General features: G+C 45.4%; 16 protein-coding genes. 7 read left to right on the top strand and 9 right to left on the bottom strand.

Features of this window, described 5'->3' with window-relative positions:
• Positions 1-244: 244 nt before the first annotated feature.
• From ACRD7P_RS19060 to ACRD7P_RS19040, 5 genes are read right to left on the bottom strand one after another with little or no spacing between them, the layout of a single operon-like run.
• A complete protein-coding gene (locus ACRD7P_RS19060; protein ID WP_430909327.1) occupies positions 245-1051 on the bottom strand; it encodes a TPM domain-containing protein in 807 nt (268 codons plus the stop codon).
• On the bottom strand, positions 1032-1469 hold the full coding sequence (locus tag ACRD7P_RS19055; RefSeq protein WP_430909326.1) for a TPM domain-containing protein: 438 nt from the start codon (positions 1467-1469) through the stop codon (positions 1032-1034). Before ACRD7P_RS19055 ends, ACRD7P_RS19060 begins: the two co-directional genes overlap by 20 nt.
• A 5-nt stretch (positions 1470-1474) precedes the next feature.
• Positions 1475-2074, bottom strand: a complete 600-nt coding sequence (locus ACRD7P_RS19050; protein ID WP_430909325.1) for a LemA family protein — start codon at positions 2072-2074, stop codon at positions 1475-1477.
• Positions 2075-2093: 19 nt separating this feature from the next.
• Positions 2094-2423 carry a MerR family transcriptional regulator gene (locus ACRD7P_RS19045; protein ID WP_430909324.1) on the bottom strand — a complete coding sequence of 110 codons (330 nt, stop codon included), beginning with the start codon at positions 2421-2423 and terminating at the stop codon, positions 2094-2096.
• The gene (locus tag ACRD7P_RS19040; RefSeq protein ID WP_430909323.1) at positions 2423-3400 is read right to left on the bottom strand and encodes a M23 family metallopeptidase; all 978 of its coding nucleotides are present in this window, start codon (positions 3398-3400) and stop codon (positions 2423-2425) included. Before ACRD7P_RS19040 ends, ACRD7P_RS19045 begins: the two co-directional genes overlap by 1 nt.
• A 100-nt stretch (positions 3401-3500) precedes the next feature.
• On the opposite strand from ACRD7P_RS19040, the gene alaS reads away from it, so the two are divergent.
• Genes alaS through ACRD7P_RS19020 form a run of 4 tightly spaced genes read left to right on the top strand, consistent with a single transcriptional unit; the run spans position 3501 to position 8589 of the window.
• On the top strand, positions 3501-6119 hold the full coding sequence (gene alaS / locus ACRD7P_RS19035; protein WP_430909322.1) for an alanine--tRNA ligase: 2619 nt from the start codon (positions 3501-3503) through the stop codon (positions 6117-6119).
• A gap of 13 nt (positions 6120-6132) precedes the next feature.
• On the top strand, positions 6133-6954 hold the full coding sequence (locus tag ACRD7P_RS19030; protein WP_430909321.1) for a carcinine hydrolase/isopenicillin-N N-acyltransferase family protein: 822 nt from the start codon (positions 6133-6135) through the stop codon (positions 6952-6954).
• An 18-nt stretch (positions 6955-6972) separates the two neighbouring features.
• A complete protein-coding gene (locus tag ACRD7P_RS19025) occupies positions 6973-7941 on the top strand; it encodes a GSCFA domain-containing protein (protein WP_430909320.1) in 969 nt (322 codons plus the stop codon).
• A 39-nt stretch (positions 7942-7980) separates the two neighbouring features.
• Positions 7981-8589 (top strand): DUF4230 domain-containing protein, encoded by a 609-nt coding sequence (locus ACRD7P_RS19020; RefSeq protein ID WP_430909319.1) that lies wholly within the window; start codon positions 7981-7983, stop codon positions 8587-8589.
• Between the two features lie 390 nt (positions 8590-8979).
• Here the strand turns inward: ACRD7P_RS19020 and ACRD7P_RS19015 are convergent, their stop codons facing one another.
• Positions 8980-9348 (bottom strand): hypothetical protein, encoded by a 369-nt coding sequence (locus ACRD7P_RS19015; protein ID WP_430909318.1) that lies wholly within the window; start codon positions 9346-9348, stop codon positions 8980-8982.
• A gap of 495 nt (positions 9349-9843) precedes the next feature.
• On the opposite strand from ACRD7P_RS19015, the gene ACRD7P_RS19010 reads away from it, so the two are divergent.
• Positions 9844-10776 carry a M57 family metalloprotease gene (locus ACRD7P_RS19010; RefSeq protein WP_430909317.1) on the top strand — a complete coding sequence of 311 codons (933 nt, stop codon included), beginning with the start codon at positions 9844-9846 and terminating at the stop codon, positions 10774-10776.
• 372 nt (positions 10777-11148) lie between these two features.
• Here ACRD7P_RS19010 and ACRD7P_RS19005 read toward each other — a convergent pair whose 3' ends face one another.
• On the bottom strand, positions 11149-12909 hold the full coding sequence (locus ACRD7P_RS19005) for an aromatic amino acid hydroxylase (RefSeq protein ID WP_430909316.1): 1761 nt from the start codon (positions 12907-12909) through the stop codon (positions 11149-11151).
• 205 nt (positions 12910-13114) lie between these two features.
• On the opposite strand from ACRD7P_RS19005, the gene ACRD7P_RS19000 reads away from it, so the two are divergent.
• Positions 13115-13585: an Lrp/AsnC family transcriptional regulator gene (locus tag ACRD7P_RS19000; protein ID WP_430909315.1), complete on the top strand. Its 471-nt coding sequence runs from the start codon at positions 13115-13117 to the stop codon at positions 13583-13585.
• Positions 13586-13678: 93 nt separating this feature from the next.
• Here ACRD7P_RS19000 and ACRD7P_RS18995 read toward each other — a convergent pair whose 3' ends face one another.
• Entirely contained in the window at positions 13679-14263 is a 585-nt protein-coding gene (locus ACRD7P_RS18995; protein ID WP_430909313.1) for a DUF4136 domain-containing protein, read from the bottom strand.
• Between the two features lie 70 nt (positions 14264-14333).
• Entirely contained in the window at positions 14334-14501 is a 168-nt protein-coding gene (locus ACRD7P_RS18990; RefSeq protein ID WP_430909312.1) for a DUF5522 domain-containing protein, read from the bottom strand.
• A 234-nt stretch (positions 14502-14735) separates the two neighbouring features.
• On the opposite strand from ACRD7P_RS18990, the gene ACRD7P_RS18985 reads away from it, so the two are divergent.
• Complete coding sequence (locus ACRD7P_RS18985; protein WP_430909311.1) at positions 14736-15059, top strand: hypothetical protein; 324 nt, start codon at positions 14736-14738, stop codon at positions 15057-15059.
• Positions 15060-15070 lie beyond the last annotated feature (11 nt).

Raw genomic sequence — 15070 nt, 5'->3', positions numbered from 1 at the left:
ATCGTTTCAAATTGGGTATCCGTCAATTCCATTTAACAAAGATACCTATTTTGTGTTAACACGCCCTAGTAAAAAGTAATTGACCTGGAGTAGTCGTGTTGCATTTTTAGTTGAGGACATTACACACGCGGCTTCGCTCTGTATTTGGATTTGATTTTTGAGCTTGAATTTGGCGATTAATTTTGAATTTGAATTTGAATTTGTGTTTGTGTTTGAACTTGACACTTGCGTTTGAACTTGTAACTTACCACCCTCCCGAGGCACCGCCACCGCCAAAGCCACCGCCACCGAAGCCGCCGCCAAATCCGCCACCGCTTCCGCCGCCAAAGCCTCCGCCACTGCCAAAACCGCCACCTGAGCCACCACTTCGGCCCATATTGCTCAAAATAATTATATCCCAAAGGTCGAGTCCCGATTTTCTGCCTCCACCACGGCCACCGCGATTGCCACGGTTCCGACGGGTAAGTATGAATAGGATGATCAAAAAGATGATAATGGGAAGAAACGATTCGAACGGAAAACCGGAGTCGTTGTTAAAAGTGCGTTCCTCCTTAAAAGCACCGGTCAATGCGGCAAAAATGGCATCCGTACCCATATCAAGCCCTCGGTAGTAATCGTTTTGCTTGAATTGTGGAATGATGATGTTCTGTACGATCCGTCGCGAGAGGGCGTCGGTCAAACGGCTTTCTACCCCATAACCGGTACTAATGGCGATACGGCGATCTCCTTTGGCCAGTAGTACCAAAACGCCATTGTCCTTCCCCTTTTGTCCGATGCCCCATTTTTGGCCCCACTGCGCTCCAAGAAAATCGATATCCTCTCCTTTGGTCGATTCGATGATCGCCACTACGATCTGTGTAGAGGTACTGTCCGAATAACGGATCAACTTTTGTTCCAGGGAAGTTTGTTGCCCTTTGTTCAAAAGCCCCACATAGTCGTAAAGGCTCGTCTGTTCGGAAAGGGCGGGTTTTTCCGGTATGGTATATTGGGCGAACCCTAAGCTCAGGCTGCATAAAAAAAGCAGTAGTATGCTAGCCTTTGGAGATTTCATCGCTAAGTTCGTTTTCATTACCATGGAACCACGGAAAATGTGCTTCCAATACTTTTCCGGCCTTTAGTACGCCATCGATAAGCCCTTGTTTAAAATGATTGTTCTTAAATTGTTGGGCAATGGCATCGCGGGTAGAGTCCCAGAAGCCTTCCGGCACCACGTTGTCAATACCCCGATCGCCATAAATGGCGAACTTGCGGTCGTTCACCGCTACGTAGATCAACACGCCGTTCTCGTCCTTGGTATTGTCCATTTTAAGGAGGTGAAATACTTCCTTGGCCCGCTCAAAATGGTCGAGGCGGGTATGGGCCTCAATATGGACACGTATTTCTCCCGAGGTCTTTTTTTCGGCCTTTATAATGGCCTGTACCACGTCGAGCTCCTCTTCCGGTGTCAAAAAATCCTCGACTCTGGACATGTTTTCTAATTGAAGTCAAATTCTACATCGGGAGCGTCTTCAGAACCGGCATCCGCTTTGTAACGCGCCATTTCTTTAAAGCCGAACAAACCGGCCAGTAACTTCCCTGGGAATTTTGTAGTGTGTATGTCGTATTCGTTCACTTTTTGGTTAAAACGGTTCCGCTCTACGTTGATCCGGTTTTCAGTACCTTCCAATTGGCTTTGCAGCTCCAGAAAGTTTTGGTTGGCCTTTAGGTCGGGATACCGTTCTACCACCACCATCAACTTGCTAAGGGCGCCGGTGAGTCCGCTTTGTGCTTTTTGGAACTGTGCCATGGTCTCCGGGGTAAGGTTGTTGGCATCGATGTTGGTGGCCGTAGCCTTTGCCCTTGCTTCAATGACTTCTTTAAGGGTGCCTTTTTCAAAATCGGCGGCGCCCTGTACGGTTTTTACCAAATTTCCGATCAAATCGTTTCTGCGTTGGTAGGCACTTTCTACGTTCGACCATGCCGTTTTGGCATCGGCCTCTAAGGTTACCGCGGTGTTGTTAAAGCCAACGGCCCAGTCGTATAGCACAAACGCCAATACGCCCAGTACGATCAGTACGATGAGTCCTTTTTTCATTTTCAGGTAGTTTAGAGGGTTATAGTTGTTCTTTTATTTTTACCAGGGCAGCTTTCACCCGCTCCAGTTTTTGAATAATTTCAAAATTGTCAAGCGTCTTTTGCTTGCCTTCCTTTAAATGCGTCTTGGCACCTTCTAGCGTAAAACCGCGTTCTTTCACCAAATGATAGATCAACTGAAGGTTTTTGATGTCCTGAGGGGTAAATTTGCGGTTCCCTTTGGCATTTTTTTTGGGCTTTATAACATCGAACTCCTTTTCCCAAAAACGGATCAATGAGGTGTTGACATCAAATGCCTTTGCGACTTCGCCGATGCCATAATACAGTTTTTCGGGAAGGTCTACTTGCATCAGTCTAACGATTGGTTCTCTTGGTTCGCATATTTCAGCATGTCTTCAAACTCCTTAGCGCTTAAACTGCCGTAGTAGAAGTTAATGGGGTTGATGCGGTCATCTTCCTTCCAAACCTCATAATGCAGGTGGGGCGCTTCAGATCGTCCCGTACTGCCCACAAAACCAATAAGGTCGCCACGTTTTACGCGTTGACCCTTCTTCACGTTATAGGCGCTCATGTGTGCATATAGGCTCATGTAGCCATACCCATGGTCGATACGGATGTGTTTGCCGTAGCCCGACGAGTTGTTGTCGGCCCGAGTGATTTTTCCATCACCGGAAGCATATATGGGCGTGCCCTTGGCAGCGGTAAAGTCCATGCCCCAATGCATTTTTCGTGCTTTGGTAAAAGGATCCGATCGCCAACCATAACCTGATGCGATTCGAGTAAGATCTTCGTTACTTATAGGCTGTATGGCCGGTATGGCCAAGAGTAGTTTTTCCTTTTCGGCGGCCAGTTTGGTGATCTCGTCCAGGGATTTGGACTGTATCGCCATTTGCTTTTTAATAATATCCAACCTTCGGGTGGTGGCGATCACCATTTCCGAATTGTTGAAACCCTCAAGGGATTTGTACCGATTGATACCACCAAAACCTGCCCTCCGCTGTTCCTCCGGTATGGGGTTGGCCTCAAAATACAAACGGTAAATATTGTTGTCGCGTTCCTCAATATTACCCAGAACCTCTTCGATCTGCTCCATTTTTTTATTGAGCAACTCAAATTGCAGTTCGTAGTTTTTGACCTCTCTGCGCAGCGACAGTTCTGCCGGGGTATTGATCATGTTGGTGTTCAACAAAAAGATGAGGCCCAACAGCCCAAAAAGAAACGCCCCGAGGACAAAAAAGGCAATATTCCGGTACCGGCGCGACTTCTTTGGCTCGATCTTTCGGTAGGAGAGCGTATCGGGGTCGTAATAGTACTTTACCTTAGACATGAATGTATTTTATCCTATTTTTGTCCTGTTTTATCAAAACAAACAAATATAAAAATTGTTTTGTATAAACTGTTAATTTTTATAAAACCTTATAATATTCATGACTTCCAGCGAGATACGGGCCAAATTTTTAAACTTTTTTAAGGAAAAAGACCACAAGATAGTGCCGTCTGCCCCTATGGTCATCAAGGACGATCCCACATTGCTTTTTACGAACGCGGGTATGAACCAATTTAAAGCGTTTTTTCTGGGAAACAGTGTTGCAAAAGCAGCCAGGGTGTCCGACACCCAAAAGTGTCTTCGGGTAAGCGGCAAACACAACGATCTTGAAGAAGTTGGTAAGGACACCTACCATCACACCATGTTCGAAATGTTGGGCAACTGGAGTTTTGGCGATTATTTTAAAAAAGAGGCCATCCAATGGGCCTGGGAATTGCTTACCGAGGAGCTTAAGATCGATAAGGAAAGTCTGTATGTCTCCGTTTTTGAGGGAAGCAACGATGCCGATGCCCTCGATATGGATGCCGAGGCTTTCGATCTATGGAAGCAGATAGTGCCCGAAGATCGGATCATCATGGGAAATAAAAAGGACAATTTTTGGGAAATGGGCGATCAAGGTCCCTGTGGCCCCTGTTCCGAAATACATGTCGATATCCGATCGGCCGCCGAAAAGGCAAAGGTGTCCGGTGCAAGTCTGGTGAACCAGGACCATCCCTTGGTAGTGGAGATCTGGAATCTCGTTTTCATGCAGTACAATCGAAAGGCGAACGGACAATTGGAGCCTTTACCTGCAAAACATGTAGACACCGGTATGGGATTCGAACGTTTATGCATGGTATTGCAGGGCGTAAAATCCAATTATGATACCGACATTTTTACCCCGTTGATCCGGGAAATAGAAGTGATTTCGAATGCGGCATATGGAAAAAAGGAAGAAACCGATATTGCCATTCGCGTCATTGCCGACCATATTAGGGCGGTATCGTTTTCTATTGCGGACGGACAGTTGCCAAGCAATACTGGGGCGGGATATGTAATCCGACGAATTTTAAGACGGGCCATTCGGTACGGTTTCACCTTTTTGGATACCAAGAAACCGTTTATGTTCCGATTGGTAAAAGTGTTGGGCGATACTATGGGCGATGCCTTTCCGGAACTCAGGGAACAGCAACAGCTTATTGAAAATGTGATCAAGGAAGAAGAGCATTCCTTTTTGAATACCTTGGAGCAAGGCTTGGTGCTGCTCGATACCATAATAACGGCCAATAAGGGCAAAGAAATTGATGGGCGTAAGGCTTTTGAGTTGTACGATACCTATGGTTTTCCTATCGATCTCACTGCGCTCATTTTGGAGGAGAAAGGTTTTACGTTGGATGAAAAAGGATTTCAGTCGGCATTACAAGAACAAAAAAACCGTTCCCGTTCCGCTTCCGAAGTTTCCAAGGAAGATTGGGTGCAGCTGACCGATGACGCCGAGCAGGAATTTGTGGGCTATGATGTGTTGGAGGCGAACGTGAAACTGGTAAAGTACCGAAAAGTAGTTTCCAAAAAAGAAGGGGAGCAGTTTCAATTGGTATTCAACCTAACGCCTTTCTATCCCGAAGGTGGGGGACAAGTCGGCGATAAGGGATACCTGGAGATGTCCAATGGCGACGTGGTGTATATTGTGGATACCAAAAGGGAGAATGATGAAATTGTACATTTTGCAAAGCGTTTGCCCGAACATTTGGAGGAACGTTTTAAGGTAGTGGTCGATGGAAAACAACGGCAACGGACCGCTGCGAACCATACCGCAACACACCTGTTACACCAGGCCTTACGGGAAGTGTTGGGTACCCATGTAGAACAAAAAGGTTCGGCGGTACACTCCAAATACCTACGGTTCGATTTTTCGCATTTTTCCAAGCTTACGGCAGCGGAACTCAAGGCCGTTGAAAATTTTGTCAATGCCCGTATCGAAGGGCAACTTCCTTTAGAGGAAAACAGAAATGTTCCAAAGGAAACTGCCATAAAAGAAGGGGCTATGTCCCTGTTCGGGGAAAAGTATGGCGATTCGGTACGGACCGTTCGCTTTGGCCAGTCCATCGAGCTCTGTGGCGGTACCCACGTACAAAATACCGCGGATGTTTGGCATTTTAAGATCAGATCGGAGGGCGCGGTCGCTGCCGGTATCCGAAGAATAGAGGCCATTACCTCCGATGCGGTCAAAACGTTCTATGCCGAGGCCAATCAGGCCCTCTTTGAGATCAAGGACCTTTTGAACAATCCACAGGACCCCTTAAAGGCGGTTACTTCCCTACAAGACGAAAATGCCCGTCTTAAAAAAGAGCTGGAAGCATTGTTAAAGGACAAGGCCAAAAACCTTAAAGGAACGTTATTGGATGAGTTGGAGGTGGTCGACGGTGTCCGTTTTTTGGCAAAAAAAGTAGATTTGGATGCAGGAGGGATAAAAGATCTCGCCTTTGCCATGGGGCAAGATCAGGACAATATGTTCCTTTTGTTCGGCACCGAACAAGGAGGTAAGGCGTTGCTTTCCTGTTACATCTCCAAACAGCTGGTAGCCAGCAAAGGGTTGAACGCGGGCACCATTGTACGCGAGCTTGGAAAACTCATACAAGGTGGCGGTGGCGGGCAGCCATTTTTTGCCACAGCGGGCGGGAAAGATCCCGGAGGTATCGCAGCGGCGCTCGAACGTGCCAAAACCTACGTGCAACCCTAACAAAACACCTTTTATGGCGCTTTTGCGAACATTTATCCTATTGTTTTTGCCATTGCTTTTTTGTGGTGGTACCGCCTTCGCCTGTTCCGTGTTCTATTATATTGATGAAGCTACGGGAAACATTTATGCGGTCAACAACGAAGATTATTTTTACGATACGGATGCCTACATACAGGTACAGCCGGCAAAAGGAAAGAAATTTGCTCGACTGTGGTACGGTTGGGACGATTTTGCACAAGGGGGAATCAATGAAAAAGGACTTTTTTTTGATGGGGCGGTCACCCCTGGTCAAGAACGCCCCAAAGGATACAAAGGCCCTAAAGGAAACTTGGGCGATCGTATTTTGGCTTCCTGTGGAACGGTAGCGGAAGCTTTAGCGTATTTGGAACGTAAAAAGATCGCGCTCGACAATGCGCATATGATGTTCGGCGACCGCTTGGGAAACGCCGTTGTAGTAGAGTGGGTAAACGGAAAACGAAACATAGTCCGGATTAAGGAAAATCGTCTGTTGATGACCAATTTCAACCTCTCCGATACCGCAGTGGACGGTATCAGCTGTCCCAGGTATTTAGCGATCGATAAGGAACTGCAGCGTTTACAGTCCCTGAAAACTCCCGTAGACCTAAAGATGTTGGGGAATGCCGGGGCGAGGGGCGTACAGGTGCCGATGAAAACCGAAACAGGTCGCAGAGGGGGCACCCTGTACAGCAGCTTCATCAATATCAGCGAAATGAAAATGATTTTGGTGTATCAATTGGATAATGAAAAGACCACGCAACTGGATCTGAACGAAATATTTGCCAAAAACACGGCCCGAACGATTCCTTTGGAATAGAAACCCCTAAAACAGTCCATGCGTTTACAGACCCAAGTACCGATACCGCAAGCAAAGGGAGCGATCGATTATCAAAGTCGAATCGTATTATTGGGTTCCTGCTTTTCCGATCATATGGGCGGTAAGTTGGAGCGCTATCGGTTCCGTACCTTGCAGAACCCCTTCGGCATCCTGTTTCATCCCAGGGCGATCGAAAATTTTTTGGAAAGAGCGGTGCGAGCGGAAATGTACGGCCCTGAAGCGCTGTTTTTTGACAAGGGGCAGTGGCATTGTTTTGATGCCCATTCCGAGCATAACGATTCGAATGAAAAACAGGTCCTTCAAAAGTTGAACGGACAGCTGAAAACCACTAGGGCCTTTTTAGGGAACGCCACACATGTGTTCATTACCTTGGGCACCGCTTGGACGTACCGTCACTTAAAAACCGATACAACGGTGGCCAATTGCCACAAGGTGCCGCAAAAGGAGTTTGCCAAGGAACTACTTTCCATTTCGGAAATTACCGCAAGTTTAGAAAATATCATAAGCACCGTTCGCTCCTTAAAGCAAGGCCTAAAGGTGGTGTTTACCGTTTCTCCGGTACGGCATTTGAAGGACGGTTTTGTTGAGAACCAACGGAGCAAGGCCCATTTGCTTTCGGCCGTTCATGAGGTGCTCGGAAAGGCAACGTTTGGCGATAACAGTAGTTATTTTCCTTCCTATGAGATCCAAATGGACGAACTGCGCGATTATCGTTTTTATGGTCCCGATATGGTGCACCCCTCCCCGGTGGCCGTGGATTACATTTGGGAAAAATTTAAGGGGGCGTACATTACCTACGAAGCCCGGGCCACCATGGATGCGGTAGAAACGGTACAGAAAGGTTTGGAGCATCGACCGTTTCATCCCAATTCCGAGGAACATCAACAGTTTTTAAGATCGCTTAGCACAAAAATTACGTATCTTAAAGAGAAGCATCCTTGGATGGCGTTTCCGCTCCAGGCGTAGTACTTGCCTTCAAATGTCCGGAATCAAAAAAATGAGCAAATGAAAAAAATAATCGTAGGTATCGTAATCGCCCTTGCCGGGGTGTTGGTATTTCGCTCATGCGCCGAGGACAAAAAGGAGAAGTCCATTTTAGAGGAAAATTCCATGTTGATACAACAGCAGATCGAAAACGTTTCCAAGTTGGTAGTGACCGAAGGTCATTTTGCGGAAGTGTATAACTATAAGGATTCCCAAGAATTGTTCGGCCCTTTGATCACCGCCGATAAAAAAGCGCTTGTGGTGGTAAATGCGGAGGTTACCGTGGCCTATGACCTGGGAAAAATTGATTTTGAACTGGATGAAACTACCAAAACCTTGCACATTACCCGTATTCCCGAACCTGAAATAAAAGTGCATCCCGATTTTGAATATTACGATGTTTCGGCCGATTATTTAAACCAGTTTACCGCTGCGGATTACAATAAGATCAAAAAAAATGTCAATGCTTCCCTGCTGAAAAAAGTCAATGCCTCTAACCTGAAAAAGAATGCCCAAAATCGATTGATCAGTGAATTGCATAAATTTTACGTATTAACCGATGCCATGGGGTGGACGCTGGTTTACGAAGACGAGATTGTGGCAGATGGTTTCTCCCCTATTTTGGACTAATACCAGTTACAAATAAAAATGAACCGTTCCAATGTGTTCATTTTTCATGTACTTTTCTTGTAAATGTTGGCGAAGTTATGGCTATGCAAAACCCTTGAGGTGTCGGTAATTTCAAAAAAAATGATATAAGGCGTATTTTGATTTGCTGTTGGTATAACACGGCTCCCCGACATCACCATAGATCGTAGCCGGTTTACATGAGGTATTTAACCCGCTTTATGCATTAGAAAATCTATTACAGCTTCCAGCTACTTCAAACTATGGTGCTGCGCTACATTTTTAAATGTAACCGTAGCGGTGCTATGCTTACATTCATAAAATGTCATATTTTATCGCAGCTAAAAGCTTCATTACGAAGTTCTAATGCATAATCCGGGTTTAGGGTATGGTTCATCCTGATTTTGCTTTATGGAGTTCATAACGGACCAGAACCAAAATCAAAACGATCTCTAAAAAAAAGTAACCAAGGCCCAAAAAGGTCATTTTGGTGTAATACCGTAAAACCAGTCCCGTGGTAAGGACGCAATAAAGGAGGTTGGCCAGTGCAATACCTCTTAGATACCTATGCCATAAGAATGGCTTTAGCGCAAAACAGGAAAAAGAATAGAACGCAAATACTATTGCGATCGACCCCAAAACAACTAAAGCGGGCCTCGGCATACCGAATAAGGGTTGAAAAGGAATTAAAATTGTTCCCACTAGTACCGCGGAGAGTAATGCTCCAATACCATCTATTAAAAAAGGAGTGTGCCGATCCATTCTCCCGAGGTTTTATTACCGGTCGCCTACAGGCGAGTTGTCCGTTAGGTAATATAGGGAAATAATGGCATTTATGTAACGGCTACTTTTTACGTTTTATGGCCGACGGCGTACATTGGCCTTGGTCAATTTCTTTTTGAAAACAGTGGTTTTTGGTCTGGCCTGGTCTGGTCTGGTTGGTGAAGTTCTTCTCGTTTTTTATATTTCCTACGCTTTCCGGATTACGTTGATGGCCATGGCCCATTTCACTCTCTTGGATGTGCCTCTTTACATATTCAAAACGTTTGAGAGTACCCGAACAGATTGTAAAGTTGAAATACGGAATACAGAAAGCGTTGACTCCACGAAAATGTACCGGGATGCCAAAACCCGGTAGTTCAGTTTAATTTGTTTTATAGCAGTTTAAAAGCACGACTGTAATTTGGGTAAGTAGTGTCTTATTCAAAATAGTATGCCTATCCAATACTATCGATTTAACCATAAAATGAAGGAGTTATGAGCACAGTAAAATATTGCCTGAACCGTATATTGATGCTACTGTTGGTAGTATCCTGTTCCCAAAATATGGAACAGGAACCCATGAAAGAAACAAACGGTAAAGATGAAATACCACCTATTTCGGTGGAACAAGAAGTATTGGATATGTTGGATGACCTTTCCTTGAATACAACGCATGTCGGCATTGAAAAAGTTCCCTCCATTTATGGAGGGAATCAGAAGGGCTACGTGGTAGAGAAAGATATTTTCTTGTTGAAGACAGAAATCCAGGATATGCATAAAGCGCACTTGGCGCTAAAAGATAAAAAGCAATCCGTTTTAGGGCGACATTACCGAAGCAGGTTTTTAGTGGCCTTGGGAGCAAATGGCAAAAAGAATCTGAAAGTCTTTGCATTTAAGAACCTGGTTACCGCTGACGGGCAGCTCGGTTTGTCCAAAAGGGAACGTAGGGCTTTAAGAAGTGCGGTAAACAGATACAATGGGTTAAACAGGTTGGATATTTCGTTTACGGTTAAATTTTCCAATGAGGTAGAAGACTTTCAGGAGGCGGATATTTGGGTGTTTAACGATCCGTTAAAACCAGAAGATGTAATTGGTGCCAATGCGAGATTTCCGAAAAGGAACGGGAAGCCGGGAGAGTTTGTTAAGATTTTTAATTTGAACGGGCTGTCCTTTGGGCGACTGGAGGCGGTTTTGACCCACGAACTTGGGCATACCATAGGATTGCAGCATACCGATTACTATACTTTGGAAAGTTGTGAGGGGAGGGACGTGAACATTGCCGATTCAAACCCGTTGAACGGGGTCGCGATTGAAGAAACTCCCGTAGAAACGGACTCTAAATCGATAATGCTTAGCTGTTTGGATCCGAATAGGACCACAGGTAAATTGAGTCGGTTCGATAAACGGGCATTACGGGCGCTCTACTGATTACCGCCGAGCGTTGCCCCATGGCCAATATATGAAGCTATGTTTGGAATGATACATGGGTGTACTAACAGTGGGTGTTTACCGGAAAACAAGCGGATATTACCCGAGCCTCTTATCTGTGCTACAGCTATAACAAAACACATATTTTGGGTATTCGGAAAGATGTGTGTGGAACATCATCAAGTGGGCTAAAAACGCTGCTTTTTTAAAGGGGCCCCCGGAATCACAAAAGGTGTAGAAACTGCACCGTGACAACACTTCTGGATCTACCGGAGACCTACCATTTAAAATGGTTTGGTCTGCAGGTTTTGGTTTTGCTTTCTTTTGTGCGAATATATTGTTTTATCTTATTTCATTTAAAAAAAGCGCTAATTATTCGTTTAGGTGCAATGCCTTGGCCAATGAAATGCCATCATCGACCAAATGGGCCACCTTTTGATCATTTGACACTACCGTGTTGAGGTGGTCGGCGATTTCCTTGGCAAAACCGGAGTCGCCATTTTTTATCGCGAGTTCAAAGAGCTCCACCGGCAACAACCAATCGTTGGGATGTGATGTTTTTATCGCCTCAAATACCTTGTGCCGCGAAATAGTGGTATTGGTCCCTTCCCTAAATTCCCGAATTTGACGGTAGTATCCCTCCAATTGCCTTTGTTCGGCGGAAGCGGTCGGTTTGATCGTGGTCGAATGGATGTCGTGCGACACCAGGTCAAAACTACCAACGTCTGCCGGGCCGTTGAATGCCGACACGATGCTGACCCCGACGGCCATATTGTAAAGCCGGTCATGTGACGCGAACAATACGTTGTTTTTGTGGGTTACCTTGCAATCTTTAAAAGTGATCAGAATGATTTCCCCTTGTAGGTTTCGGGTTCCGGTTAGGATCTCCCCCGTTATTTTAATATGCCCCTCGAATTCCAGGGTAATGGTCTGGCCTTCAAAAATGGCATAGGCCTTCAAATCTCGTGGTCCCATGGCCTCGATGGGAAGGTTGATGCCTTTGAGTCTGCCGAGCGGTGTTCCAAAGCCATCGAAATGTTGTAAGGTGCCATGCCCTACCAATTCCTTTTCGCGATAGGAAAGTGCCGTTGGGCCTTTCGTCTGCACGAATACCGGATCGTCCTCAAAAGAAATGACACGACTAAAGTTCCCAGAAATCTGCAGGCCCGTGCTCAATTCGATGGTGCCCAGTTCCTTAGAATCGATAAGTTTTTGTACACCGCTAAGTCCGCCTTTGCGCAAGGCCATGGTATTTGCGAACTCCTCCAATACTTGGCTTAGATAAGCGAAGTCGGGAGTAACAAAGAGTTGGGGCTGGGTTCGCGTAATATCGAAAGGGGTGGCCGCGGCCGCAATGGAGTAGGGCCGTTTTTCCACCTTGTCGGTCATACAGAGGGCACTTTCCCCGATAGAGGACAGTAAGCCCGCGCCATAGATTTTGGGGTCGCTTACCGTGCCGATAAGTCCGTATTCCACCGTCCACCAGTGTAGGTTTCGTATCAGGGCCATTTCGCTGGGCTCCCCCATGTTTTGCTGTAAGGTTTCAATATGTCGCTCGGCTTTTTGGATTTCCCTGGCCGGTGTGCCTTTTGCCTCTTTTATAATGGACAAATGACGTACCGCTTCATACAGTTCAAAGTCTTTGGCGCTTGAAATGGCCTTGCAACCGATTTCACCAAAACGCCTTAAATACTCGGCATATTCGGGGTTTGCTATAATGGGGGCATGGCCCGCTCCTTCGTGTATGATATCCGGGGCGGGGGTGTATTCGATGTTTTCGAGCTGTCGGATGTCACTGGCAATGACCAGCACGTTATAGGCCTGAAACTCCATAAAGGCCGCAGGGGGAATAAAACCGTCTACCGCTACCGCGGCCCAACCGATTTCCTCCAAAATCCGGTTCATACCGTACATGTTTGGAATATGGTCTATGGAAATACCGGTTTTTTGAAGTCCGTTCAGGTAGGAGCTATGGGCCACCGTACTCAAATAGTCTACGTTTTTACGCATAACATAACGCCATACCGCCTGGTCGATAGCGGAGTACGCCTCATATGCCTGTGGCTTAATATACTGTCGCAAGTGTTTGGGCAGTTTGTCCAGAATGGGATTGCTTTCGTAAGTGGTTTCCATAAATTAAGCAAAATTGTCTTCCCTGTTCCATTCTAGGAATAAGGGTTGGTCATGCCAACATAAAACGTTGTTTTCCCTACTAAAGGTATTAATTATGGAACAAAAAATCGATAAATGTCATTAAGGACCTAATTTTTCCTAATAATAATACATTTAAAAGGAAAAAGTGTAAATTTATGGAAGGAAGAAAGTAAAATCAGGAAAAATGACTGCGCAAAAATTGGATGACATCGATCGTAGCATCCTAAAATTACTGGAGGCCGATGCCAAGGTGAACATTAAAGTGATTTCCGAACAGCTCGGCATTACCAAAACACCGGTATATGAGCGTATTCGAAGGCTGGAAAAGGAAGGCTATATCAAAGGATATGTAGCCTTGTTGGACCGGCCAAAAATCGCAAATGCCATCACTGTTTTTAGTTTTGTTTCCTTAGAGGCACAGAAAGGTAAAATGATGGATGCGTTCGCAGAAAGTGTGCAACGCTATCCAGAAGTGGTAGAGTGTTTTGTGGTAGGAGGGGAGTTCGATTTTTTATTAAAGATCATTGTGACCGATCTGGATGCCTACTTTACATTTTCCAAAGATAAAATAGCGTCCTTGCCACACATTGGTACGGTAAAGAGTGCCTTCGTTTTAAACGAGGCAAAGTACAGTACCTCGTTTCCTTTGGTTTAATACCATTTCCTACTTAAATTTACCCATTAAAAATTACCCTTTTGCGTTTATGCCCCAAAAAAAATCCCCTCCAAGAAGAGGGGATGTTGATTTCTAATTTACCGCTAGGGCATCCGGCGGATATGCTTTCATGATTTCGGAAACGAACTCACGTATGCGCTGTTCCTTTTTCTCGATTTTTCTAATGTTGTTGAGCGTTCCCACGCCACGACCTTGCCATACCAACGATTTTGTTTTGGTGTCGACCAGATCAATGTATAGCGAGCCTTGGGTATTTGTGCTTACCTGGCTGCCTCCCCAACCGGGACCCCAGCCCCAACCAGGACCCCAGCCCCAGCCAGCGCCCCAACCCCAACCGCCCCAGCCTCCCCAGCCGAAGTTGTTGTTGTAGACGTTTACTTGCTCCCGTTCCTTGGTGAAAATACTGACCAACATGTCCGGTTGTTCGGATTTTGTGAAGCCGCGGTTCGCCATCTCCGTTTCGATCGCTTTTAAGATCCGTTTTTTGTCCAGATCGGATATTTGGGCCTTATCGATGCCCGTTTTATAAAACGCATAGGTCTTATAAGAAGTAAAATTAGCTTCCCGGTCATAATCGGCCAATACCCGTACCGAAGAACAGGAACTGAGGAACAACATCACGACCATCGGCAATACAAATGTCTTAAGTGCCTTCATATCAATTTTTTTTATAACGTTACGTACTATTTTTCATCGTTGATTAAATCTCAAAAATCATGCCGGAAAACTAGTTCTTGCTAAGCTTGTTCGTTTTGGGGTCGTAGCCATAGGGGCAGTGCCTACAGCCGCTTTCGCAGCAATATCCCCTTTTAAGATGATATTGCGCGGTAAACACCCGATAGCCGTTCTCGGCCCAATAAAAATCGCCATCTTCTATGGGTATGATCTTCTTCATAATACCAAAGGCCGTTTTCGTTAGGGTTCAACTTGGCCCAATTCTTGAACTTTGTATGGTCAAAAATAGACGATTTGTGTTGATAACGACCAAAGGGGCGCTTAAAACGTACCTATTATAGGGATTTATGGGGTGTTCGTCGTAAAATGACAATTGTTGGAAACTAAAAACGCTTGGTAATCATAGGACCTTCTTTACAATTATCTTTGAAAAGGTCCGTTTAAATGATGTTCTATGATTCTAATATTCAAACATCTTTTTTATAGTAACTACGTAGGGCTTTCGGTATGGCCTTTTATCATTTTGAAAGAAGACGCCCTAAAGTCCGATACGGTACTGATCAATCACGAAAAAATACATTTGAAGCAACAACTGGAGTTGTTGGTGGTGCCTTTTTATGTCTTGTACTTAACCGAATGGCTGTTACGTTCCTTGTTTTATCTCGACTTTTATAAGGGCTATCAGAACATTAGCTTTGAACGCGAGGCGTATTACAACGAGCACGACCTTTCCTATCCGCAACAACGGCGTTGGTTCAGTTTTATTAAATATCTTTAGGGCAAGCTACT

The organism is Maribacter sp. 2-571, assembly GCF_050589625.1.
Taxonomy (GTDB): domain Bacteria; phylum Bacteroidota; class Bacteroidia; order Flavobacteriales; family Flavobacteriaceae; genus Pelagihabitans.
The sequence above is the reverse complement of the archived record's forward strand: the minus strand, read 5'-3'. Positions and strand labels throughout refer to the sequence as shown.

Bases quoted from the DNA above. Each gene is read 5' to 3' on its own strand.
- ACRD7P_RS19010 (WP_430909317.1), top strand. From the start codon at position 9,844: ATGAGCACAGTAAAATATTGCCTGAACCGTATATTGATGCTACTGTTG.
- alaS (WP_430909322.1), top strand. From the start codon at position 3,501: ATGACTTCCAGCGAGATACGGGCCAAATTTTTAAACTTTTTTAAGGAA.
- ACRD7P_RS19060 (WP_430909327.1), bottom strand. From the start codon at position 1,051: ATGAAATCTCCAAAGGCTAGCATACTACTGCTTTTTTTATGCAGCCTG.
- ACRD7P_RS19025 (WP_430909320.1), top strand. From the start codon at position 6,973: ATGCGTTTACAGACCCAAGTACCGATACCGCAAGCAAAGGGAGCGATC.
- ACRD7P_RS19005 (WP_430909316.1), bottom strand. From the start codon at position 12,909: ATGGAAACCACTTACGAAAGCAATCCCATTCTGGACAAACTGCCCAAA.
- ACRD7P_RS18985 (WP_430909311.1), top strand. From the start codon at position 14,736: ATGATTCTAATATTCAAACATCTTTTTTATAGTAACTACGTAGGGCTT.
- ACRD7P_RS19055 (WP_430909326.1), bottom strand. From the start codon at position 1,469: ATGTCCAGAGTCGAGGATTTTTTGACACCGGAAGAGGAGCTCGACGTG.
- ACRD7P_RS19015 (WP_430909318.1), bottom strand. From the start codon at position 9,348: ATGGATCGGCACACTCCTTTTTTAATAGATGGTATTGGAGCATTACTC.
- ACRD7P_RS19030 (WP_430909321.1), top strand. From the start codon at position 6,133: ATGGCGCTTTTGCGAACATTTATCCTATTGTTTTTGCCATTGCTTTTT.
- ACRD7P_RS19000 (WP_430909315.1), top strand. From the start codon at position 13,115: ATGACTGCGCAAAAATTGGATGACATCGATCGTAGCATCCTAAAATTA.
- ACRD7P_RS18995 (WP_430909313.1), bottom strand. From the start codon at position 14,263: ATGAAGGCACTTAAGACATTTGTATTGCCGATGGTCGTGATGTTGTTC.
- ACRD7P_RS19040 (WP_430909323.1), bottom strand. From the start codon at position 3,400: ATGTCTAAGGTAAAGTACTATTACGACCCCGATACGCTCTCCTACCGA.
- ACRD7P_RS18990 (WP_430909312.1), bottom strand. From the start codon at position 14,501: ATGAAGAAGATCATACCCATAGAAGATGGCGATTTTTATTGGGCCGAG.
- ACRD7P_RS19020 (WP_430909319.1), top strand. From the start codon at position 7,981: ATGAAAAAAATAATCGTAGGTATCGTAATCGCCCTTGCCGGGGTGTTG.
- ACRD7P_RS19050 (WP_430909325.1), bottom strand. From the start codon at position 2,074: ATGAAAAAAGGACTCATCGTACTGATCGTACTGGGCGTATTGGCGTTT.
- ACRD7P_RS19045 (WP_430909324.1), bottom strand. From the start codon at position 2,423: ATGCAAGTAGACCTTCCCGAAAAACTGTATTATGGCATCGGCGAAGTC.